Raw genomic sequence first — 24488 nt, forward strand, 5'->3', positions numbered from 1 at the left:
AAATTTATTTTGGCTTATTAAAAATTAAACTCCACCAGCCTACAAAACGCCCTATAGATTCAGTTAAAGCGGCTTTTTTATTCGCTGTTGTAAAGCTATTTGAAAACCGAATCGCGGCTAATAATAATGTAATGGCATGCCATTTGAATTTGTCATTCAATATAGGATTGGGATTTTTTACCCGCCAAACATACCAACCATTGCGCACTATCATTTTTCCGTATTGGTATTGGTTGGGTCTTCCTGAAGCTTCGTGATAATGATTCAATTGTGCTGCAGTATTCAGATACAACTTTCCTTTTTTGGAGAGTCTTAACGTAAAATCAGCATCTTCATACAAACCATAACCTTCAAAATAATTAGAAAATTGTATGCTGTCAAATATCTTTTTCCGAAAAGAAGAAACACCTCCCATGAACATTTCAACTTCATAGGTTTTGCCAGTTGGAGGTAAAAACCCCACACTTCTTCCATGAGAATATAGGGAAGAATAGCCTGGAGGACAATCACTGTCTAAGCCTAATTTTTTACGCAATACAAAACGGCTTCCGTCTTTACGTTTCCATCCATCATAAAAAAATTCGTTCGCTATAGGAATATATTCTTCTCCTTCCCATTGCCATTGGGTTTCATTGTTTATATAACCGCCAACTCCCAAGGCTTCAGGATAAATTTGATAAGTTCCAAGTAACTTTTCAAAATAATCCGTTTCCAAAACCGTATCATCATCCAAAAAACAAACTACTTCTGAAGATTCGGCAACTTTTGAAATTCCAAAATTGCGTTGTCTGGTCAGTCCTCGATTTTCAGTAGCAACCAAAAAATAGTGTAAATTTTGAAATGGATTCTTTTTTAAAATAACTTCCGTTTCCTGATTTAAAGAACCATCAATAATTAGAATTTCATTGGGATAGACTGTTTGTTCCTGAACCGATTGCAACAAACGCAACAAGGGCTCCGGACGCATATAGGTACATACAATTAACGTAAATTTCATTCTTTATCTGTCTTAAAAAGAGAATACACTTTTAAAAAATAGGCTTCCCGCTCTAAATGGGTTTGCCATAATTTTCGATTGTTTGCCTGCATCTGTTCAAATTCTCCCGGGCTTATTTTTTGGTGAAAATCTATCAGTGTTTTTTCTATATGTTGTTCTTGGGCAATAATACAATGTTTTTCCCAATTAATACTATCGCTTAGAGGCAATCTAAAATCGGTATCCACTAGCAAAGGAATACGCCCCATAGCTAATGTTTCATAAAAACGAACGGAGAAATTTCCAGCTCCCCTCATACAAAAAGTATAAGGATTCAATTCTATATTTTCCAGAAACTCCAAGGTTGTTTTTTTCTTTTCTTCGACTGTTCTGACACCTGCTCTGTATTTATTTCTAAAAACAAAGTTGGCTTCAATCCCATCACTTTTTTCAAGTAATTTTAAATAACGGTATCGCTTAGTAGCTGAAGGATAAAAAGGCTGATAATCGGTTTGAATTTTCCCAATCCAACGTTTGAAATTATATTTATAAAAAAGCAGATACTCTTTTATTTTCTTCCCAAAAGAGTTGGTTGCATGACCTACAAAACCTATTTGAGGCAGTTCTAATTTATCTAAAGTTCTAAATTCTTTTAACAAAGAAATATAGGGGTCATTGATAAAGGAAGGCATAATAAACGTTTGTGTATTCAATTGTGACGCAATACCACCTAATCTAAAAGTATAAACCCGATTTGTTAGGCTTTTACCATAATCTCCCGCTGAATACAACCATACTTTTTTATCTAAATCTAATGCCTTATTTATAAAATCATTCAATTTTTGCTGACTTTTACTGCTATCAAAACGGGCAATATCAATGGGAACCACCACAATATCACAATTAGTGATTTCTGAAACAATTTGGTACTTATCTAACAAATTGGCATTCGACACATACCATAAATCAAACAATAACGGAAAAACATATTTTCTGTTTTCAGGAGTAAGATAGTTTTGGTCTGTGTATAGTTTTAGCATGAATTTATTTTTTTCTAAAATTCCTATAGGTTTTAAGTCCTCTTTTAGATTTATCATATAACAGACATTCCAAATATAATCTAAAAGCTCTGGCTATTTTGAGTACCGATTTATTAATTGATTTACCGTTCTTCCTTTTATTTGATTCATTAGCTAATACTGATTGACTACCCGCTATTGGGAAAGCCATAAATTTATTAGTAATTCCAATTTTAGCATTCGATTTTAAAATCCGAATTGCATATTCCGTTTCACCATACCTGCCTGAAGTATGCTCTTGATAATAACCAAATCGTTCATAAAAACTTTTCTTCGTTATAAACGGATGATCACTATACTGATAATAATTGTATAAAAAATTACACATAGAAAACTTTGGAATTCTACTAACAACAGGATTTACCGGAATTGTCTTTTTGAAATAAAAATTAGACGTAAAACGAATCATATCTAACTTTTTACTTTGCAATAAATCAAAACATTCAGACAGCACATTTACAATTTCAGGATTAATAATAAAATCTTCTTGACAATATATAATATATTCGCCTTTACACATCTTCAGTCCTTTATTGATATTAGCAGCCAACCCTTGATTGACTGGTGCTAAAACCAATTGATCAACTCCATAAGATTGAATTTTTTCAATATTTTCAATGGAACTGCCATCATCACTCACAACAATTTCGTAGTTCGAAATTGGAACTTTTTTAATTCCGTCAATACACAAAGCTAAATCCAAAGGACGATTGAAATGAGTAATTAAAAAACTTATTTGTATAGTTTGTTTCATTATCCTAGTTGATTTGCCCAATAAACACTTCTATCCCATTTTTGCCTAAAACTTTTATAAAATTTTAAATAATCCTTAAATGATTCGTGTTTTAATAATTTTAAAAACAGTACTAATTTATAACTTTTTAATTGTTGCATTGTATAATGCTTTCGCAATACATACAAAATAGTTGGCGATGGTTTAGGTTGAACAACCTCTGCTTCCCATTGTTTTTTGACTGGAATCCTAAATCCTCCCATAGGCGCTTTGAGATGGGTAATTTTCAAATCCGGAAAATAAACTATATCGAAACCTTGATTACGTAATTGCAACCCAAAATCAGTATCTTCTCCGTAACCAAACTCCAAAGCCTTATCAAAGGAAACCGATTTTAGACATTCTGACTTTACAAAACTATTGCCCGAACCAAAAATTCCGGATTGATGGATTGTTTTATACTGTTGTATTTCATCAGGTTTGAGATATGATGTTGTAATTGCTTCTGCTCCATATCGAGTTATTTTAGCAAACACCTTTTCTATTAAATTCCTATCAAATCTGTTATCATCATCATTTAGAAAAACCCACTCATTTTCTACTTGCTCCATTGCTAAATTACGAGCATGACAAGCTCCGGCCTGATGGGTAAAAATATGTTTAATGAAAAATGGCCATTTCTCATTTTGCAAATAATCTAATTCGGAAACACTATCTTCAATAGGATTTTGTTCTACAATGATTACTTTTTCAGGCAAATGCGTTTGTCCTGCTAAATCTTGCAAAACATCATACAAATATTCTTTGCGACCAATGGTTGGAATAATGACATCAATTGTTTTTTTGTCTATTGTTTTTAAAGATGATTGTACGCTTATAGTATCTAAATTGAAATGTGTTTTTTTTCTGCTTTTAAAAAACAGGGAATAGCACAAAGGCAACAACGGAAATCGTTTTTCAAAAAGAAGTAAATTGAAGAATAGTAACAGCAACCAACGTTTTTTGTAATGTTGCTTTACAAATCGGAACAAAAAGTAGTTATTAGCCTGGTAATTCTTTTTTAATTCCTGAGTATTATTTGACACTAGTTCTGGTTCTGAATAACAAAAAAGACCGGCCAGCATTCCTAATTTGGCCACTGAATTTAAAAAATAATCAAAATTAGCTTCCGGTTTTATTTTGCTCCCCATAATATTTAGAACCGAAGCGTGAATCCCCCCTACTTCACTACTCATTAACCAGCTGGGGTATTTGACTTTTTTATTGATTTTTATAAAAGGGGATTCTTCGACATAGCCAATTGCATTGGGAATATAATTTTGAGTAGTGGATGTAAAAGAAGCCATGATTTTATGATGGTGAAAAATGTTTTTGAATTGGTTTAGGTTCAAAAAAGATTCTAATTCTATGGTACACCAAATCAACCAATCATTAGGATATGATTGAGCTAAATCTACTAAAACAGCTGCGATAGTATCCGATAAAAAAGATAAGTCTCCCTGGTTTCTGCTGACTTTTAGAACTTTATTAGCTTTGTGGTAAACTATAATCATAGTGGGCTTATCCTTTATTTTTTTAACCGCAAATTACACTAATTTTCGCTAATTTTTCTATTAAAACAATGTTGTCGCTTTAAAAAACGATATACCTGTCTGCCGACAGGCAGGAGTCATATAAGTTGTAACTTTATTTCACTTGGGCTTTTTATGTTTTTGCTAAAGGGCATATAAGAGCCTGTTTAAATATATAAAAAAAATAAAATTTCTTTTTCCCCGTTCCTAAAAGGCAATATCATTAAGTTAAACCAGAATTAATCATTAGAAGCTTTAAAAAAGCGAACTAATGATTCCATGAGGGTAAACCCCGATAAAGTAAATGTTTCAATGTTTTAAAAAACATTGAAACATTTACTTTATCGATTCAGCATTTTCTAATGCTGAATTTGGGTTAAACATATTTTGTGTCATTTCGACGAAGGAGACTCGAGCGAAAGCGAACAGGCGAAGCAAAACACATAACGTAATCAACTAATGAGATTCCTCCTTCGTCGGAATGACAGACGGAGCAAAAGTTTATAATTAACAAACTACTTATTTCTATTCATCACTCATTGATTAGCTCCTGATAAAATGCAATATTTTCTTTTACCGTATTTTTTATATCAAATTTTGCTTCTACTCTTGCCCTTGCTTGTGAGCCTATTTGAATACACAAACTTTTATCTTGCAATAATTCTATAATTTTATTGGCATACAATTCATGATCAGTCGGATATACCAAATAACCGCTTGCACCATCTACAATCAGTTCTTGCGCCCAGCCAATATTAGAATTCACTACAGCTTTTTGCATGGCCATTGCCTCTATAGTTACCATTCCCAAGGTTTCGGCATAGGTGGGAAAGACACAGACATTTGCTTTTTTAATATATTGTTGTACTTCCTCGTAAGGCATTTTTCCCAAATATTCAACATTTTTTAAATCAGATGGATTAAATTGCTTTTGCATTAATTGCCAGGTCGAATTAGAATTGGTCGTAACATCAGGAGCATCAGCACCTATTAAAAGTAATCGGGCTTCAGGAAATTGATTTCGAACTTTATGAAAAATAGCTGGCAATTCCATAACTCCTTTTTTCCTGATAAGTGTTCCTACATAGAGTATTAGGGCAGATTCAAATTGCTCTGGTTTATTATTTTCAAATTGGGTTAAATCTAATCCGTGATGTATGGTTTGAATTGTTTTGTTTTTTATTTTAAATAGTTTTTTTGACAATTCTCCTGCAAAAGTAGTGGGGGCTATAAAAGCATCAGCATTCAAAACAGCTAACTTTTCAAAAAAGAAATTCTTCCACTTTTGTTTTCTTTTTTCTAAATGACAAAAATAAGTATCGCTACCATGAAAACGCATTACGACAGGAATATGAAAACGCATAAATGCCGAAATCCCAGTCCAATCAGGAACTTCCAGTACATCTATATTTTCTTTTTTAATCACTGCATTACAATAATTCTGAATGTATTTTCGATGAAAAAACCAACCAAAGTATTTGCATTTTTTATTTTGAATTAAATGAATTTCAATCCCTTTCCCGATTATAACTTCCTGTGTTTGCTGACCATAAACGAATACTGTCACTTCAACTCCCTCATTGACTAAAGCTGTCACTAAGTTCCTAATACTCGTGCCAATTCCGGCTGCATGAGCTATTTTAGCATGAGGGTATTCGGGGGTTAGAAAGGCTATTTTCCTCACCCCCAACCCTTCTCCAAAGGAGAAGGGAGTTAAAGCTTGATGTTTTTTCATCATTTATTTTTTAAAAAAATCTTTTAAAATTCTGGCCGTAAACTTTCTGGCTCCTGCATCATTCATGTGACCGCATGAGGAGAAAAATTTATCTTCCACCACTACATTTTCATAATTGTAAATCTCCGGATAACTTTTCTTTACTTTATCAAAATAGTCAATTCCTTTGGTGTTTTCACACATGGGTGTCATTACAGCTATAAACTTAATATTATTGGCTACACAAATACTCTTGATTTCTTCGTAATATTTATTTTTTAGAGGTTTCAAGGCTCTAATGTCGTTTTTCATATTCCCTTTTTTGTTTCCCAACGCATGATATCCTCCTTTGTCTAAAGTATTGGTGGACTGCTTTGATATGCTTTTATAAAATTCCCGAAAACCAATCAGAGCATCAAATTTAACATAACGATAAAAAGGAATATAATAGTATTCATTAAAATAAGCTTCATTCAAAAAATGATTTTTAATGATTGTTGAATTGTGAATATAAGGTAAAAATTTAGCTCCCACCGTTTCAGAAGGTTTATCATTGGACAAATTCAAATCGGCTTCAAGAATTAGAGTTTTTATTTTGTAATTGCGTTCTAACATCAATTTCAATAACAAAGAAGCTTCAAATAAATGTCCCCCACTCATGCCATAATTGAAGGTTTTTAGTCCTTTTTGTTCGAACATTTCGGTCACAAAATGATTATTTGCCCTTGAAGAGCCCAGAAGTACTACATCGTAATTTTTGGCTTTAGAATTGTAAACGTATTCTATTTTATTACGGTTATTGGATTTTAGGTATATAGAAGTGTAGCAATAATCTAGTATTACTGCTGCCATTAATAGTATCGTTATTGTTTTTATAGTGAAGATTAAAAATTGTTTCATTTTTTTAATTTGAGTTTTGATAATTAATTTCTAACTTTTAGATAAGCTAATTCGCCGATTGACCCTAATAGCTTCTCAACCTCAACTAAGCTCCCTCTCGACTGCGCTCGAGGTGACAATGTACAAACACTAATCCTACTGTCAGGTCGAGCCTTTAGTCTGTCGCTCAAGACAGGCTGGAGTCGAGACCCAATGATTAGTATTTATCATCCCAACTCTTCTTCATTATCCAAATTATACTTATGATGTGTTGCATTTCTACATTCTGATAGATTTTGCAAATTATCAAAATTTCCATCTATCAATGACTGTTTCTTTTGTCTACTACATTTTTTTATCTTTTTCTCAAAGTCAATAGCTTGATTAGGTTCTGTAAATTCCTGATAAAAAACAATCTCAACTGGTCTTCGACTATGTGTATAAGCTTCTGGATATTTCCCTGCATTGTGTTCCATTAATCTTCTTTCAACATCTGATGTCACTCCTACATACAGTGAATTATCATTACACTTTAAAATATAAACATAATAGAATTTCATAAATCATTTATTTAAATAATACCATTTAAAAATATAGAGAAGTCTATTTTTTTTGTCAAATCGAGCGCAGTCGAGATTCAATGAAGGTTCTCGACTCCGCTCGCCTCTCGACTCCGCCCGCCTCTCGACTCCGCTCGAGGTGACAAACTACTCAATAACAACTAATCGTACCATTTCGGCAATTGCTCAAAACAGCCTTCGGTTTATGGACAAATACATCTAAAACTGAAAATAAATAAATTCCTTATAATCTGAATATGTACCTAATGCCATAATTGCGGCTAAACACAAAGCTAGTTTTATGGTTTGGTATTTTCCTGAAATGGGTTCTTCTTTGGTGCGATTGTTCCACTCGACCGCAACAAATAATAGTACCATAATGATTAACTCGTAATTGTACCTCTCATTAATTAAATATTGAGATGTAAAATGACCGTTTGTGAACATATTCTTGATGTACAAAATGGCATCGGTAATAGTTTTGGCTCTGAAAAACACCCATGCCAAACAACTCAAAGCGAAGGTCAGCAAGATGCTTGCAATCACTCTTAGCGATTCCCAACTTCTATCTAAAGCAACGGTATCCAAATTGTTTCTGTTTGATTTTCTTAAAAGCAGGGGTAAAAAATAAAGCGCATTGATACCTCCCCAAGCCACATAGGTCCAATTGGCTCCATGCCAAAAACCACTAACTAAGAAGATGATAAAGGTATTCCTGATTTTCATCCATAAGCCGCCCTTGCTGCCTCCCAACGGAATGTACAAATAATCGCGAAACCAGGAAGATAACGAAATATGCCAACGACGCCAAAATTCGGCGATATCTCTTGAAAAATAAGGGTAATTGAAATTCTTTAGCAAATCGATTCCGAAGAGTTTTGACATTCCCAATGCCATATCTGAATAGCCTGAAAAATCGCCATAGATTTGGAACGCAAAATAAACTGCACCTAAAATCAACGACAAGGAATTCATCGTGCTGTAATTATCAAAAATCGCATTGGCATAAGTGGCGCAGGTATCGGCAATCACTACTTTTTTGAACAATCCCCACAGCATTTGATAGATTCCTTCTTTGGCTTTTTCAAAATCAAAACTGCGTTTTACCTTGACTTGAGGTAATAAATGGGTGGCTCTTTCGATAGGCCCCGCCACCAGAAGCGGAAAATAACTCACAAACAGCGAATAATCGACAAAATTGTATTCGGCTTTGATTCTTTTGTAATAAATATCAATAACATAAGACAGACCGTGGAAAGTATAGAACGAAATCCCCACCGGCAGCACTACATCCAGCAAAAACGGTGATGTTTTTAAACCCATTCCATTCATCAATTCGGCAAAGGAACTGGCAAAAAAGTTATAATATTTAAACATTCCCAGAAATCCCAAATTGATTCCGATACTCAGCCAAAACCAAAATTTTCTACCGCTTTCTTTCTTACTTTTTTCAATTCGGATACCTGTATAATAATCCAGAAATGTAGAGAAAACCAACAAGAACAAGAAACGCCAATCCCAACAGGAATAGAAATAATAACTGGCAATTATCAATAGGGTATTTTGTGTGGTTTTGTTTTTATTAAACACAAACCAGTACAGTACAAATACTATGGGGAGGAAAATTGCAAAGGAGAAAGAGTTGAAGAACATGTTTGAAACTGGAAGTTAGGAGTTAGGAGTTCAGTTATCCCTCGACCCTTCGACAGGCTCAGGGCAGGCTGAACTCGGGATAATAGCTCAGGGCTGGCTAGATTCAAGAGATATTTCAAGACATACATCTGACACTATTTCTAATTTTTAATTTCATTAACAATCGTATCGATGGCATCCCAAATTTTCTCTGAAGCCTGGGTTGGGGACTTACCTGCAACAATTTCATACCATTTTTTTCCTTCGGGAATGTTGGACAAATTGCCTTTTAGTATGGCTTCAATTTGACTTTCTAATTGGTTTTTATCGGTACAAAAAATGGCAGCTTCCGGACTTGGCATCGATCTAAAATGAACGTATTTGTAATTTTGCCCAATATCCCGAATTCCTTTCTTTAACTGAGGCTGTTCATAATTATAATAGACACAAGGTTTATCATGCGCTACAAAATCAAATACGGTTGAAGAGCATACATTGGTTACCAATTCGGAATGGGCACAGACATTGTGCAGTAATTGTAAGTCGGCTTTGGTAGGGAAAACTTCGTTCCAATTCTTTCCTATTGCTTTCCACAAAGGATCAATTACTGCAATAACATCTTTATTAGCTTCGATCACAGCATCATATCTATTAGTCGTATCTACAGGACATTTTCTATAAATGATTCCAAGATGGTATCCCTTAATATTCAAAGCCCGAACGGCATGGGCTAAATCTTCCAAATAATATTGATCTAAGGGCGAAGTGGTTTCGTCATCCCCAGAGAAACAAATGTATTTTTTTGCAGTGTCCAAATTGTATTGGGCGAAAAATGCTGCTCTGGTTTGCAACAAACTTTTATCGTAATGTGGCTCAAATTGAGGAGTTCCTGTGACTATTAATTGGTTTTCCTTAACAAAAGAATAGTACTGTTGCATTTCTTTTTTCATCAAATCGCTCCACACACAATAATAATCGGTTGCTACCAGCTGCATGGCTTTAGGAACATTATCCCAGGAATACACGAATGTCAGTGTTGGAATCCCCAAATCCTGTGCTGCCAGTAAGGGGCCAATGGATTGGCTAGCGCGTTGGGTGGTACAAAAAACCAAATCGGGTTTGATTTCCTGTAATTGGGCTTTGCAATAGTTGTATTTTTCGGTTGAACGTTCCAGACTATTGATTCGTTTTCGGATGCGAAGAATTCCTTTTTCGGAAGAATTCAAAGCGATTAATAATCTGATAAAAAGTGTCATCAAAGTGTTTTTTATTCCGCTATAATTAAACGGAAACTTATAGGTTTGGTAAACGGAATCGGCAAACTTTTTGGTTGCTACATTCAGCTCGATGTGTTTTCTAATGCGGCAATAAAATGGGGTTAATGGGTGAATCTTTTGGGTTTTAATTTTAACCTCATCATATCCTAATTCTTCTTGTAATGGAAAGGCCGTATTGTTCCAATAAATAATTTTATTGCCTCTTTGTTCGCCGATTTCCTTAAATTGGGTAAAGGCAAAATTGCGTAATCCTACACCGTCAGGAAAAAAAATAAGGATTTTTTTGTTTGTCATTTACTGTGAAAGTATTTTTTAAAAACTGAGGCAAAAATAAGGGTATTGTGGTTTATATTAGAGATTATTTTTGAGAAAAATGAAACTCCTTAATTTACTATCTATATGTGATTTGCTTAACCTGTTCGCTTTCGCTCGAGTCTCCTTCGTCGGAATGACACACTTGATGTTATTTTTTTGTCATTCCGACGAAAGAGGAATCACATCCTGTATTTCATTTCTATGATTATATCAAATACAACGTAATTGTAAATAATTCTCTCTCTTTATGGAATTTCTTAATGTGATCTCTCCTTCGTCGAGATGACAAAACCCACCTAGTCTGTCACTCCGACGCAGAAGGAATCTCATTATCTTTATTAAATCTGTAATTCAGAAACTCAAAATCTGAATTAAAAGATCGTATCAAATTTAATTTTTTCTCCCTTCTCCAGTTTTTTAATTCTTTTTCTCGAACAATAGCCTGCTGTACCCATGTGAATTTTTCATAATAAACTAAGAACTCCAAATTGTATTTGGTTGCAAAGGTTTTATTTCCGTCCACTATATTCTGATGATGTTGTTGTAATCGTTGCTTCAAATTATTAGTCATTCCAATGTAAAAAGTACTTCTATAACTATTTGTAATTATATAAACATAATAAGTATGATATCCCTCGTTTAGTTCATACATAATTTTCTTCTCATTAATTATTACATAAAATTACATTCTTTGTAGACTCTCTTTTATGTGATTTGCTTAGCCTGTTCGCTTTCGCTCGAGTCTCCTTCGTCGGAATCACATCACATATATCGTTTTTTATTCTTTTCGTACTCCCTTTATGTGATTGCTTTGCCTGTTCGCTAACACTCGAGCAATGGCATTAAGTTAAGGAAAAACACCTAGTGTTTTGTCATTCCGAAGAATGAGGAATCGCACTAATTACTCACGTTATGTGATTCCTCCTTCGTCGGAATGACACATTATAATCATTTATTATCCTTTCTTATTCTTCAGCTTCTCTCTTTGCACTTGCTCGATGGGTAAAATATCAGTTGATTTGAATGTTAAAGCGGAATAAACCGCATTCAAATCACGGCTCAATTTACGCAAACCCATGGGTTCTAAGGATGCAGCATGATCTGTGCCTTTCCAGGTTCTGTCTAAGGTATAATGCCTTTCGATAATATTAGCTCCCAAGGTGTAAGCGGCTACATCTACTGCAATACCCAAATGATGCCCTGAGAAACCAATGTGTTTTACTTTGTCTCCGTATTTGGCTTTCAGCAAATTAATATCTAATAAGCATACATCTTCAAAAGGAACAGGATACCCCGAAGTACAGTTGTACAACACCAAATCTTGGTTTCTTCCTTTTTCAATAAAGAAATTCACTAAATCTTCGGTTTCGTCTTTGGTAGTCATTCCTGTTGAAATGTGGATTTCGCCCTCATAATTGTCACACAACCAAGACAGCATCGCATAATTATTATTACAAGCCGAAGGAATTTTGATAAACTCAGGATTCAAAGAAGTAATTTCTTTTGCTGAAGTAGTATCCCAAACCGAGGTAGAATAAGTAATTCCTATTGATTCGCAATAGGATTTTAATTCGGCGTGCTGGTTCACGTTGAATTCTAAATATTCGCGATGTTCACCATAGGTGGCTCCATAGGCATTCGAACTATTGGGATGGGGTGCATTGTATTGTGCTTCGGTTAATAGCTCTTTGTTGTTTCTTTTTTGGAATTTAACGGCATCGGCATTGCAAAAGATTTTAGCAATTTTGATGAGTTCTTTAGCGATTTCCATTTCTCCTTTGTGATTGCAACCTATTTCGGCAATGACATAGGGTTTTTTATAGTTGTTCATATATGCTTTTCTTTAATTTTACACACCCCTAGCCCCTCTCCAGAGGGGAACTCGTTTAGTGCTATTTGAGAATTATTGGTATTAGAATTTACGTTTTTTTTACACACCCCTAGCCCCTCTAACTCTCTTTAATATTTCTTAATGGAGTCGTTGAATCTTCGATTTCAAGAGGGGAATTCGTTTGGTGTAAATTATTAATTTATCGTTCAGGATGTAAATTTTCACTAAAAACAAACTAAACTTACACACCCCTAACCCCTCTGAAGAGGGAAATACGTTTGGGGCTAAATGACAACTTCATCACTAATTAAAGTTTAATACCTCTCATTATATTTCATAATCCACTCACATGCTTCTCTGATGGCACCTTCGGCGGATGGTTTTGTTAGTAAATAATCGGCGTTTTGTTTTACTATTTCGGTTGCATTTGCTGGTGCAAAAGACCAACCCACACTACAGATATTTGTCAAATCATTAACATCATCGCCTATGTAGGCTAAAGCACTAAAACTTGTATTCCTTTCTTTTACAAACTGCTGTAAAAAAGCATATTTGTCTTTTACTCCTAAAAAGGTATTTTCTATTTGGAGTTTTTTCATGCGTTGGGCCACCAAGGGAGAGTTTTCTGAGGTCATTACTACTACTTCTACCTGATGCTGACGAAGGATTTCTAATCCCATGCCATCGCGCATATCAAAAGCTTTGGCCAATTCGCCTTCGGCAGAATAGAAGACTTGCCCATTGGTAAAAACACCATCTACATCCAGAACCAGATAATCGATGCGTTGGTGTTTTTTGGTTTTTTTCAAACGGCTTGCCAGAAGTTCTTCTACAATTTTCCAGTCGGTTGCCGAATCTATTTCGACTAGGCTGTTTTCGGGCATTTGGACTAATCCTATGTTGCCACTAAGGCGATTTTTTGAAGTTATAAAAGTGGATTTAGTTGTAGCATACACCGCTCCATTTTCAATCAACAAACCCTCAAAATCCTGACGTCTTGGACGATGAAACACATCATAGTTTTGTGGAGTTCCATCGGGATTCCAGGTAAAACGGTGGGTATTGACTACGGTAAGTGCCGAATCGTACTTTTCGGTTTCTATTTTGTCTAAAACTGCATTGATATCAGTAGCCGTAGTCATGGGCGAAGTGGCTTGCAGCAGGCATAGGATATCAAAATCGTACTGAATGCTTTCGGCAAACTCAATCATAGCACTTTCGGTGGAAGCGGTATCGGTAGCATTTTCATCCGAGCGCAATAATGCTTTTACTTTTGGAGTCCAATGGTATTCTTTATCAATATAATCAATGATTTCGGAATCATCCGTAAAAACGTAGATGTTATCCAGATTTGAAAAAATAGCTTCTGCCAAGACCCAGGAAAACAATGGACGACCCAGCATTTTTTTCTTATTCTTGGCAGGAATTCCTTTGGAGTCTTTTCGTAAGGGGATAATGGCTGTTTTTTTCATTTTTCATTTTAATTTATGTTCACAATGATTCATTTCTAGGATCAAAGAATTAGTAATTCGAGTAATTATATTGAAACATATTCAACTAAATTAATTCATAGCTGTAGAGTTATTTAGCTAAAATATTTCTTGTCTCTCAATTTCATCATTGGTAATTCAAAATATTTATAAATAAATATTGAAATCATGACTGTCAAAAACCAGTACAAAAAATATTTAAAAACAAGAGCGAAATAACTATTAAAATAAAAAACAACATTCCAATTGATACAATCCAACAACCAATATTGAACAATACTTAAATTAACAAGATACATAGAGTACGAAATCAGACTTACAATTGTTATAACTTGATAGACCCTTCCACTTCCTTCTTTAAAAGTACTCAAATATGGTAATAAAAAAAGTGTCCCTAATGAAGTGAAAGTAAATGAAAATACACTATCAAAAAAATTAAATTGTAAAAAGTTAAATAAATTGAACTTTATAATCATAAAAAACAAAATACCAATAATCAAAAAATGGATTTTATACTTTATCCATTTATCATTAAAATAATAAGATATATACGCTCCAATTATCCCATACATCAAACTATCTAATCGGGTCACAACTAAACCCCTAAATTTCCAACCCCAATATTCTTCATCTAACTGTATTTTGCCAATACTTTTAAACAAATAATATCTTATTAAAGTTGAAATTGTAATTAGTAATATTGATGTAATAAAAACAGATTTTTTTATTGTAATCTTAAAAACTTTAATAAACCCAAAAATTATAATTGGAGTCAAAAGATAAAACCATTCTTCAACACTCAAACTCCAAGCTTCAGGAAAAAATTCAGGATGTTTGTAAAATAAATTTTGAGAAAAAATATAATATTGTAAAACATCTATAATTTTAAAATTCTTTTTAAACAATAAATTCAACACTATTAGTATTGTTAAAATAAAAAAATAGTTTGGCATCGTTCTAAACCATCTTCTCATCCAAAAAGAATATATCAATTTAAAGGTTAGAGCATTATTATTAAATAATTCAATCAAAATACCACCAATTAAAAACCCACTTAAAACAAAAAAAATGCTAACACCGTCAAAAAGAAAGAAATTGACATATTTATATATTTCAGTTTCTACTATATAATTCCCATGTCCGAAAACTACAAACAAAATGGCTAATGCCCTTAAAATATCCAAACCGTATATCCTATTTTGATCAATCTCTATTTTTAAAATATTACTCAAATTTATTCTTATTTACATTATTCAAATCAAATACATCAGTTTTCAAAAAACCATTTTAAGTTGAATGTATTTTAAATCTCTATCAAAAATATATTTATATGGATTATTTCTATAATTTTTAATAATTTGCTCTAAAATTAATGCATTAACTTGCTCCATCTCTATGTAATTAATCGCTTTTTTATTTAGCTTTTTTTTTATTTGGTTCTTATATATTGTGAGTTTGTCTACTTCATCTATTCGAAGATTTAAAACTTCTTTATTAAAATTCGCAAACTGAGCCAAAACAGCACTAATTACTGTTAATGAATTAGTTAAAAACAAATCAACAGTTGGTATGCCTAATTTTAATTTTTCATACATTTCAATATCAGTCATTTTACCCCATGATTGATTTTGATTTACAATAATTCTTTTAGTTTTTTTACCTAAATCCATATAAGCATGATTAATCGCTTCTAAACCAATATGAAAAGGATGTTTACTTATTTTACTTCTATATTGTTTTGGATGCCATTGATGTTTAACTAAAATAGATGAATCATAAAACACAACCCTACAACCTAAATTACTCATTCTTATATGGATATCAACATCTTCAGCTCCCCAACCATGATAAAATTCATCATAACCGTTAATATCTTTTAATTGTTCAGTTGGGAAAAGAGTTGTTCCTGCAACATCTATGTTTCCATCGAAATCAATTTCATATTCCTCATATACTTTATTTTTTAATGATTCTTCTCGCGATAAAAAACCATATTTAAAATAATAGATATCTTTACTATTTATTAACTTATAAGCTGTACTCATAAATTGTGGAGCAAAAATCAAATCTAAGTCCCCAACTAAAAAATATGGAGTATTTGTTAGTTTCAAAGCGATATTTATCGCCCTACTTTTATTCCATAACTGACCATTCACTGGACATAAAATTAAATGAACTTTAGGATAACTGACAACTAAGTTCTTTAATCCTACTAAGTAATCCAAATCACTTCCGTAATCCACAAAAAACAATTCAAATTCTTTTGTTGTTTGATTACGAAGAGATTCTAAACAATTCTTAACAATACGTAAATCACGATTTCTATTAGTTAAAACTAGTGTAATCATAAACAAATTATCTTTTTAAATGATTTTTTATATATAGTAATTAGAATATTATTTTATTGGAACAAGTCATTATTCATTCTTCAATTCTAAATAAATCCGTTGATATAAATTAATAATTTTTTTTCGTAATATTTCTCTTTTATAATTTTTCTGAGCAAAACTAACATTATATTCTTGGGCTTTGACTCTCATTTCTTGATTTTCAACGGCCATTTTAATCAGGCTAGCAATAGCCACAACCTCATTTGGATTTTCAATTAAAAACCCATTAACGCCATGCCTAATGACTTCTTTCGTAACATTTCCGGGATTTGATTGAACAGGAAAAACGCCCATTCCCATTGCTTCCAGCAAAGAATTAGGCATGCCATCAGAAATACTGTTTCCTACATAAAGCAAACAAGACCCAAACTTTTGCAACAGCAATTTATTCTCCACAAAAGACTTTCTACAAATTACTTCTACTTTTCTTTGTTTAAAATACTCTGATTTTTTCACATAATCTTCTACAATTTCATCCGCACTAAAAATTAAAAAATCAATTGATGAATCAAATTGTATCAACTCAATTGCTTTTATTACAACTAATGCTTTACCAACTCCATCATTATAACCTTTTACACAAATAGCCTTTCTGTTATTTATTGATTGTATATATTCGGATTCTATCTCAATTCCTCCATTCCCAGGAAAAACACCCAAAAATTGATTTTTAAAACCTAATTGTTGTGCTATTTGAAAATCACGATTGCAATCAGTAATTAAATAATCCACTCTATTTAAAAATGATTTTACATTATTAGTACTGACTCCTAAATTTTGATAAACATACATATCACTCCCCCAGGATGAATACACTAAAGGGATTTTATTCTGTTGCATTACTGATAAAATAGGTAAGCCCGATAATTTCATTTCGAAACAATGGACCATATCTGGCTGCACTTCTTTTATGATAGTTTCAAGTACTGTTTCGGTTTTATTAACTGTTACTTTTTCTAATAAAGAATAGAGTCTTGGAAAGTACTTTTTAATTCTGTAGCGAAACGGATAATTCCACTTTAATTTCCAGCCATTGAATTGTTGAACCCAGTTTATTTTTTCTACAAATCCTGCCCCATCGGTAATGTCAAACCAATACACCTCATAACCGCTTTCTTTCAATTGGTTCGCCCATTGAAAAAAGTGATGATTGGGGATGGCGACTAGGAGGATTTTCATTTTTCTTTTATTTGGGTAAAACTTTTAAAAACAGAATAAAAATAGAATTTAATGAAACTCCTTTTAGATTTACTAGTTTTTAAAATTCTTAAAAATTCAACAAATGCTTTTAGATAGTTTTTTTCCCTATTAAAACTGGTCATTAAATCTTTTCTTTTATTGCTAATGCTTTTTGAAATTATTCCTTTTTTATGTTCAAAATCTTTATCCTGATATATATTTTCTAAAACATTAATAAGTATTTGAATAAAACTACTATTCTTTTTCATGTAGCCAAATGAAATACCTATTCCCATTCTATAAACAGCTGTTACTTCATTAATAAAATGAATTTTACCTCCGTCTTTTATCGTCCATAAATAAGTTTGCCAATCACCGAAGGGAAATTGGGCAAACCATACTGGTAAACAATTCTCTATTGATTGTATGTTTCTAAATAGACAACTCACAGAGTATATATAATTATTAAAAACTAAATCATCAAAATCTACTATTTCCTTATTTGGATGGTAATGATACTCCTTTATACTACCATCTTCATAAAGTCTATTAACAGCAGTATGCACTATCGAATAATCCGGATTATTTTCTAAAAAATCAACTTGCTTTTGAAGTTTATATTCATCAATCCAATAATCATCTCCATCACAAATGGCAATGTATTTCCCATCACATTCCTTGATGGTTCTCATGTAATTAGCAATCAAGCCGATATTTTTTTCTAAAGGAGCTAATAATTTTATTTTTTCAGGAAATTGCTGGGCATAGCTTTCACAAATATTTCGAGTAGTATCAGTACTACCATCTTCTCCAATGACTAATTGGTAGGCAAAATTTGTTTTTTGCATCAAAATACTTTTTATAGTTTGCGCTATAAATTGTTCTTGATTGTAAGTAAGCATAAAAACACTAACTATGTATTGCTTCATTATCTCCTTTTTAAAAAACCTTATCTGTTAGAAAGTTTATTTCAATACTTCTTGAGTTGCCTTTAAATAATCTAAATTCCATTTTTGACAAGGTTCCAGATGATTTCCTTCTGCCCATTCATTCCACGCATTAATAAACAAAAATGGTTCTGGAACTTTATCCCAAGGATAATTATCCTTTATATGTTGCAACCAGCTTTTGTATTTTAGAGGAGATGATTCATGCAGAATAAAAGGGAAGTTCTTTTTCCTTGCTGAGTTATCCCACATGGGGGTAATTCCAGGAAAGACTTTTTGATTATAAACTTGCTGCATTTGATAATTAGAATAAGTCTCATAATCATTAATAACTATTTTAGGTTGTTTATAAATACCTAAAATTTTAGTACTTTTAATTTTGATTCTTTTCAATAAACTCATTTTTGGAGCTCTTGGTGTATCTGAAAAACTGGGCTGAAACTCAAATGCGAAATCAAAATATTCTGGAAATTTTTCTTTGACTGACTTTCGAGCAAAACCAATATATAAATCTGGGAAACCTTCTCTTTTAACGGCTTCTTTCCAAATTTGGATTGTTTTTTTTATATCCGAAAATAATTCAGGACGATAAATTATAAATATTGGTTTTCCACTTACTTTTATATATCGTGAATCTTTAAAATAAGTCAATAAATGGCTGATATGCTTAACATCATCTTCTTCAGAATACTCTTGCCTTAACAATATATCTCGTTCTGCTTCTATCCATGTTTTGGTCCAATTTTCGTTAGCCCAACACATCATAAAAGGAAGGTTTTCCTTGGAGTTTTTTAATTTTCTATCCAATGGTTCATACAACATTCTCTTTCCATTAAACCAGTAATGATAATAACAAAACCCATAAATTCCAAATTGCTTGGCTAAGGCCTCTTGAGCCAACCGAGCTTCTTCTAATCTTAAATCATAAAACCCTAAATCAGCAGGTAAATGTGGTTGATAATGCCCTAGAAATCGAGGAGCGGTTTTAGTCACATTTGTCCACTCAGTAAACCCTTTACCCCACCATTCATCATTCTCAGGTACAGGATGGAATTGGGGCAAATAAATAGCAATAGGTTTAATTTTTTGATGCATAATGGTAAATTCGAGCTAATTTATCTTTTATTCTTTTATATATTGATTTAGACCCTTTTTTCTGTATCTCTTTGTATTTTATCTTTGAAAGTTTCTGAAACTCTCTATTTTTTTCTGTTTTGAAAAAGTGCATTAAAATTAAAGCTGCTTTTAAAAAACCTAGTTTCATTATTTTAAAATCTACACTCATAGCTTTATTATGAATTCTGTATAAAGCTAAAACATTTTCATTGTTTTTTATACTCTCCGAATAATAAAAGAGCTTCGTCCAAAACACCCAATCTTCATGATTCAATAACGATTCATCGAAATTAAGTCGATGCTTATCTATTAGTATTTTTTTAAACAAAACTGAATGACATGGAATTGATTTTCTATATTCCCAATCTAAAATAATTTCTCTTTTGAACTCTTGTTCAGACAAAAACGGAGACAAATACCTATTTGGCACACTTCTCTCAGTATCATTTTCTAAAAAAGAAAAATAATCTGAAACACTAATATCATGAATTTGAAGGTCTTGTAACTGATATTCAAATTTCTCAGGTTTCAATAAATCATCAGCATCTAAGAGTTGTATATAATCTCCAGTCGCATTAGCTAAACCAATATTTCTTGCACTCGACAAACCTCCATTTCTTTTAAAAATATATTTGAAACGAGTATCTTTTTGCAACCATTGACGAACTTCTTCCTCAGTATTATCTTGACTCCCATCATTAATAATTATACATTCCCAGTGAATATATGTTTGATCCAATACAGATTGAAGCGTTTGCTCCAAAAAAGAAGCTTGATTATAACAAGGTATTATAACAGATATTTTTTGAGGCATAATTTATTTAGAAAAATAAAATTTGGTATTGTAAAGATTATAAAATATTATTTGTTCGAAGACAAATATATTCACATACAACTAAAGAATATTTCTCACCGCAAAAATACTTGACCAATGCTTATTATCTTTCCAAGCACAAAACCCTTTACTTTCAATAATTTTTAAAAACTTATTAAACTCATCTTCTTCAGTAATTGAATGCATTTCTATATTCATCATATACACTATGTCCATCCAACTTAAATCTTCTGATTCAAGAATTGCTTTTTCAGCACCTTCAATGTCCATCTTTAAATAATCTATATGGGTAAGCTTATTATCTTTAATTACACTATTCATACTCATCGATTGTACCTCTATAACCTCATCAATATTAAGATCATCATTGTTATCTATAATAGCATAAGCATCAAAATTTGAACTTTTTTTATATGATACTAAACCATCTTCACACCAAACGGCCTTATTATAAATCACAACATTATCATAAAATTTTATGTTTCTTTTTGCAAGAAGAAAATTTTGCTGGTTCATCTCATATCCAATAATTTTTGCTCCAGGATATAAATGCTTCATATGTGCTATAGTAAGACCAATGTTACTTCCCAAATCAAGTATTATGGAGTTATCCGATATTTTTGATGAACTAGGTGGTAAATGATATAAATCTTGTAAAACATAGTATACAACTTCTTTATCTATAAAATTTTTACGAATCTTAATAGTATGTTTCCACCCTTTTGGTTTCAAAAAAACGAATCCTTTTTTATTAGTATCTACTTTAATTTTTGATAATTTAATTTTATCCATCACATTAAATAATGAATGTGAACTTAACAAAGTTTTTATCACACGATAATTTCTCTTTAAAACTCGAAATATTTTCATTAGCGTTAAAATTATTAATAAGATGATAAAATTATTATTTTTAATTTCCTCTCACTTTTTTAAAACTGTCTCGGTTTATTTCCCATAAACTTTATCAAATACAAAAACCTTAAAACAGCATATCTAAACTCTATTATAAAGTTTTTACTACAGTTCCAAATACTCACAACCAATCCTTTTACAGCTTGCAATAAACTAATATCCTGATGCCATAATTGGTAATTACCTACTACATCGTTCCTAAATCGAAAAAAATGCTGTTGGGGTGTTCTTTTTATTTCGTAATGAAAGATAGCAGGTACAAATTCAATTTCGTAGCCGTTTTCTAAAACTCTTTTAGACCATTCTTTGTCTTCAAAAGTAGCTACATCTTCCCGGAACGGATGCTTTTCCCAAATTTTTTTACTAAAGGCAGAGCCTGAAAAAATCAATCCTGATTTGTTAGGATCGGTTTTAGCTGTAACCTTATTGATGTAATTTCGATAATCATTCGTTGAGTGCAAACAACGTAGTCCTGCTAAATTGGAATTGGCTTCCATTTTTTCTCTAATTAACTTAAAAAAATCATGACTCACTGGATAGGAATGAGCACTAAAAATCACCACAATAGGAAACTGAGCTTCCTGAGCCACCCGATTGGCACTACCGCCATAACTGAACTTTTCAATAGTTACAAAACGAGCGCCATATTGCATTGTTACTGCTTCACTATCATCAATAGATGAGTTATCAATTACAATGATTTCCGCAATATCCGCAGCATATCTTTCGGTTAAGTTCTTTAGCAGAAAAGACAAGGCTGTGGCCTGATTTTTATTTCGAATGACTACTGAAATCATTATTTATAATTTTATCAATCTGTTACAATTGTTTTCTTTCCAAAATAAATACTATAAGCCTGATTTTTCCACTCATTAGGATTAGCTGTAATATCATGAGCAAAAATAGTTATTGGTCTGCTATTTAATTTTGGCACTTTACAATTCGCTTCAACATTATTTTGAATCAATTGGTAACGATTTTTTAATTCCCTATCAAAATGAGATGCTGTGCCGCTTAACAAATCTTTGTAAGCCAACTTAACATTATTCTTTTTCCCTAATTGTAAAAAAATCAAAAGAACCAGGAAGTATTTTACCTCTTTGGAAAAACTAAACAAAACACGATTTGCATCATTAAATTTCGCTAATAAAACAAATATAGAATACATAAAACCTAATAAAAAAACAAAATAAACGGTATTAAGCGTTCTAAGTTGGGGAGCGCCACCAATACTCCAATAACTTGTAAAAAAGCCCATAAAAAGCAAACAGCAAATTACTAAAACTATCCCAACTGGATTTGTTTTTAAAAATTGAGATTCAAACTTTATCTTTTTTTTATTCAAATAATTTATATAAACCAATGAAGAAAGCACCATAAAAGGCATCCAAATTGCTAAATAAGTAGCTATACCATTGACTGTTTTCAACAATGCGTAAATAATTTTACGCTTATTAGGATAGCTGGAAGCTCTAATTACATTACCTGGTGAAAAATAAACTATAGCCGAACAAACCAAAGCAACGACAAATAAGGAGAGTAAAAAATAATTTATTTTCTGATCTCTATTATAATGAAATATTAGAGTTACGAGTAATAATAAATCAACAAATACCATTGCTGTTTCATTCGTCCCAACAACTATTGCTATTAAAAACAGTGTAAGAATAAAATACTTTAGAACATTTGTTTGGATTAATTTCAATAAAAAGTATATGAGCCAAATAAATAAAATATTGGATAACTGATACGTAATTGCTCCTGCTAACCAATAAAAACCTTCTGCAACGGTAGGTATTTGTATTAAATAAACAACCATAAACAAAAACATAAATACCAAACATTCTCTTTTATTTGTACTTCCTAATACTAAAAAAGAAATTCTATATATCGAATACAACAATACTATCAGTAAAAATATGGGGATAGATTTATAAATGTAATAAGGATTTTCGACTAAAGACTGTATGCTTAATATGGCTGTCGAAATATACCTTCCTGACCAATTATGATACCAAAATACTTGTGCCTCAACAAAACCACGTAGATGACCTATGTTGTGATAAAATATATCATCGGCACTAGGATTAGCATAAATAGAGATTAATAGAAAAGGTAAAATTGAAAGGAAACCGATTAAAACAATCCACCATTCTGTTTTTATTATTCTATCCAATAGTCTATTTTTAATGAATCGAATCATAAATTAAATATTTTTTTCAACATTTGAAACGGTTTCATAATCAACTTCCCTATTTTGTATTCCAATGATTTTTTCAACTCCATCTTTCCCATTCGATGCGTTTTGATGTAATAAAAAAGTACTTCGGCTGTGTTATCAAAATGCTTGCAATAAATATCTTTATGCTTTTTAAAAATATATTCCATATTCTTCTCCGCATATTTATTTCGAGTATCAACTAACATTGACTTTTTTGCCCTGCGATAGTAGAACAAAAATTCTTCAACAACTTTGTATTCTAATCCTCCCTTTGTAAGGGCAATCCAAAATTCCCAATCCTCATAACCTTTCTTCATCGTTTCATCATAGCCTCCCACTTCTTCCCAACACTTTTTTCTATACAACGATGTAGCCACTAATGTATTTTGAAATATCAAAGCATGATAAGTAGTCCCAATTGGTTTTAATTCGTAAACAATATTACTTAGCTTATTGGTGAAAAATTTTGTATAACAAGAAACTATTGCTAAGGTATCATTAGATTCTAAAACTGGTACTATTTTTTTTAAATAATCATGATGCAAAATATCATCAGCATCAAGGGGTAAAATAAATTCTCCTAAACTTGTTTTTATCCCTGCATTTCTGGCCGAAGGCAATCCTCCGTTTTCTTTATACAGGTATTTAAAACGGTTATCTTTTTCTAGCCATTCTTTAGCTACTAATTCGGTAGTATCAGGACTGCCGTCGTTAACAATAATACATTCCCAGTTGGCATAGCTTTGTTCTAAAACGGACTGCAAAGCCTCACTTAAATAATGAGCTTGCTTGTAACAAGGAACAATTATGGACACTAGTGTACTATTCATT

At 32.1% G+C, this 24488-nt stretch carries 22 protein-coding genes; all 22 read right to left on the reverse strand.

Features of this window, described 5'->3' with window-relative positions; all coding sequences use genetic code 11:
* Positions 1-4 precede the first annotated feature (4 nt).
* Positions 5-997, reverse strand: a complete 993-nt coding sequence (locus BIW12_RS03065; protein WP_071183760.1) for a glycosyltransferase family 2 protein — start codon at positions 995-997, stop codon at positions 5-7.
* On the reverse strand, positions 994-2016 hold the full coding sequence (locus tag BIW12_RS03070; RefSeq protein ID WP_198033446.1) for a hypothetical protein: 1023 nt from the start codon (positions 2014-2016) through the stop codon (positions 994-996). The genes BIW12_RS03065 and BIW12_RS03070 overlap by 4 nt, the downstream gene beginning before the upstream one ends.
* A 4-nt stretch (positions 2017-2020) precedes the next feature.
* Positions 2021-2809 carry a glycosyltransferase family 2 protein gene (locus BIW12_RS03075; RefSeq protein ID WP_071183762.1) on the reverse strand — a complete coding sequence of 263 codons (789 nt, stop codon included), beginning with the start codon at positions 2807-2809 and terminating at the stop codon, positions 2021-2023.
* On the reverse strand, positions 2809-4341 hold the full coding sequence (locus tag BIW12_RS03080; RefSeq protein WP_071183763.1) for a glycosyltransferase family 2 protein: 1533 nt from the start codon (positions 4339-4341) through the stop codon (positions 2809-2811). The genes BIW12_RS03075 and BIW12_RS03080 overlap by 1 nt, the downstream gene beginning before the upstream one ends.
* Before the next feature lie 550 nt (positions 4342-4891).
* On the reverse strand, positions 4892-6097 hold the full coding sequence (locus tag BIW12_RS03085) for a glycosyltransferase family 4 protein (protein WP_317040848.1): 1206 nt from the start codon (positions 6095-6097) through the stop codon (positions 4892-4894).
* Entirely contained in the window at positions 6098-6973 is an 876-nt protein-coding gene (locus BIW12_RS03090) for a hypothetical protein (RefSeq protein WP_071183764.1), read from the reverse strand. It abuts the gene before it with no gap.
* A gap of 206 nt (positions 6974-7179) precedes the next feature.
* Entirely contained in the window at positions 7180-7512 is a 333-nt protein-coding gene (locus tag BIW12_RS03095; RefSeq protein ID WP_071183765.1) for a GIY-YIG nuclease family protein, read from the reverse strand.
* A 219-nt stretch (positions 7513-7731) separates the two neighbouring features.
* Positions 7732-9165: an MBOAT family O-acyltransferase gene (locus BIW12_RS03100; protein WP_071183766.1), complete on the reverse strand. Its 1434-nt coding sequence runs from the start codon at positions 9163-9165 to the stop codon at positions 7732-7734.
* A gap of 140 nt (positions 9166-9305) precedes the next feature.
* Positions 9306-10715, reverse strand: coding sequence for a glycosyltransferase family protein (locus tag BIW12_RS03105; RefSeq protein ID WP_071183767.1), 1410 nt, complete (start codon positions 10713-10715; stop codon positions 9306-9308).
* A gap of 325 nt (positions 10716-11040) precedes the next feature.
* Positions 11041-11388, reverse strand: a complete 348-nt coding sequence (locus BIW12_RS03110) for a GIY-YIG nuclease family protein (RefSeq protein WP_071183768.1) — start codon at positions 11386-11388, stop codon at positions 11041-11043.
* 303 nt (positions 11389-11691) lie between these two features.
* On the reverse strand, positions 11692-12567 hold the full coding sequence (locus tag BIW12_RS03115; protein ID WP_071183769.1) for an N-acetylneuraminate synthase family protein: 876 nt from the start codon (positions 12565-12567) through the stop codon (positions 11692-11694).
* A 314-nt stretch (positions 12568-12881) separates the two neighbouring features.
* Complete coding sequence (locus BIW12_RS03120) at positions 12882-14039, reverse strand: acylneuraminate cytidylyltransferase (RefSeq protein WP_071183770.1); 1158 nt, start codon at positions 14037-14039, stop codon at positions 12882-12884.
* A gap of 113 nt (positions 14040-14152) precedes the next feature.
* A complete protein-coding gene (locus BIW12_RS03125; RefSeq protein WP_071183771.1) occupies positions 14153-15289 on the reverse strand; it encodes an acyltransferase family protein in 1137 nt (378 codons plus the stop codon).
* A 42-nt stretch (positions 15290-15331) separates the two neighbouring features.
* Positions 15332-16405: a glycosyltransferase family 2 protein gene (locus tag BIW12_RS03130; protein WP_071183772.1), complete on the reverse strand. Its 1074-nt coding sequence runs from the start codon at positions 16403-16405 to the stop codon at positions 15332-15334.
* 69 nt (positions 16406-16474) lie between these two features.
* Positions 16475-17626: a glycosyltransferase gene (locus BIW12_RS03135; RefSeq protein WP_071183773.1), complete on the reverse strand. Its 1152-nt coding sequence runs from the start codon at positions 17624-17626 to the stop codon at positions 16475-16477.
* A complete protein-coding gene (locus tag BIW12_RS03140; protein ID WP_071183774.1) occupies positions 17623-18555 on the reverse strand; it encodes a glycosyltransferase in 933 nt (310 codons plus the stop codon). Before BIW12_RS03140 ends, BIW12_RS03135 begins: the two co-directional genes overlap by 4 nt.
* Positions 18556-18591: 36 nt before the next feature.
* Positions 18592-19668, reverse strand: coding sequence for a glycosyltransferase WbsX family protein (locus BIW12_RS03145; protein WP_071183775.1), 1077 nt, complete (start codon positions 19666-19668; stop codon positions 18592-18594).
* The gene (locus tag BIW12_RS03150; RefSeq protein WP_071183776.1) at positions 19652-20503 is read right to left on the reverse strand and encodes a glycosyltransferase family 2 protein; all 852 of its coding nucleotides are present in this window, start codon (positions 20501-20503) and stop codon (positions 19652-19654) included. Before BIW12_RS03150 ends, BIW12_RS03145 begins: the two co-directional genes overlap by 17 nt.
* An 81-nt stretch (positions 20504-20584) precedes the next feature.
* Positions 20585-21394, reverse strand: a complete 810-nt coding sequence (locus tag BIW12_RS03155; protein WP_083382035.1) for an FkbM family methyltransferase — start codon at positions 21392-21394, stop codon at positions 20585-20587.
* A gap of 59 nt (positions 21395-21453) precedes the next feature.
* A complete protein-coding gene (locus BIW12_RS03160) occupies positions 21454-22233 on the reverse strand; it encodes a glycosyltransferase family 2 protein (protein ID WP_071183778.1) in 780 nt (259 codons plus the stop codon).
* A gap of 14 nt (positions 22234-22247) precedes the next feature.
* Positions 22248-23612, reverse strand: a complete 1365-nt coding sequence (locus BIW12_RS03165) for a DUF6056 family protein (protein WP_157499469.1) — start codon at positions 23610-23612, stop codon at positions 22248-22250.
* 23 nt (positions 23613-23635) lie between these two features.
* Entirely contained in the window at positions 23636-24487 is an 852-nt protein-coding gene (locus BIW12_RS03170) for a glycosyltransferase family 2 protein (protein WP_071183780.1), read from the reverse strand.
* Between the last annotated feature and the right edge of the window lies 1 nt (position 24488).

The organism is Flavobacterium commune (assembly GCF_001857965.1).
GTDB lineage: Bacteria > Bacteroidota > Bacteroidia > Flavobacteriales > Flavobacteriaceae > Flavobacterium > Flavobacterium commune.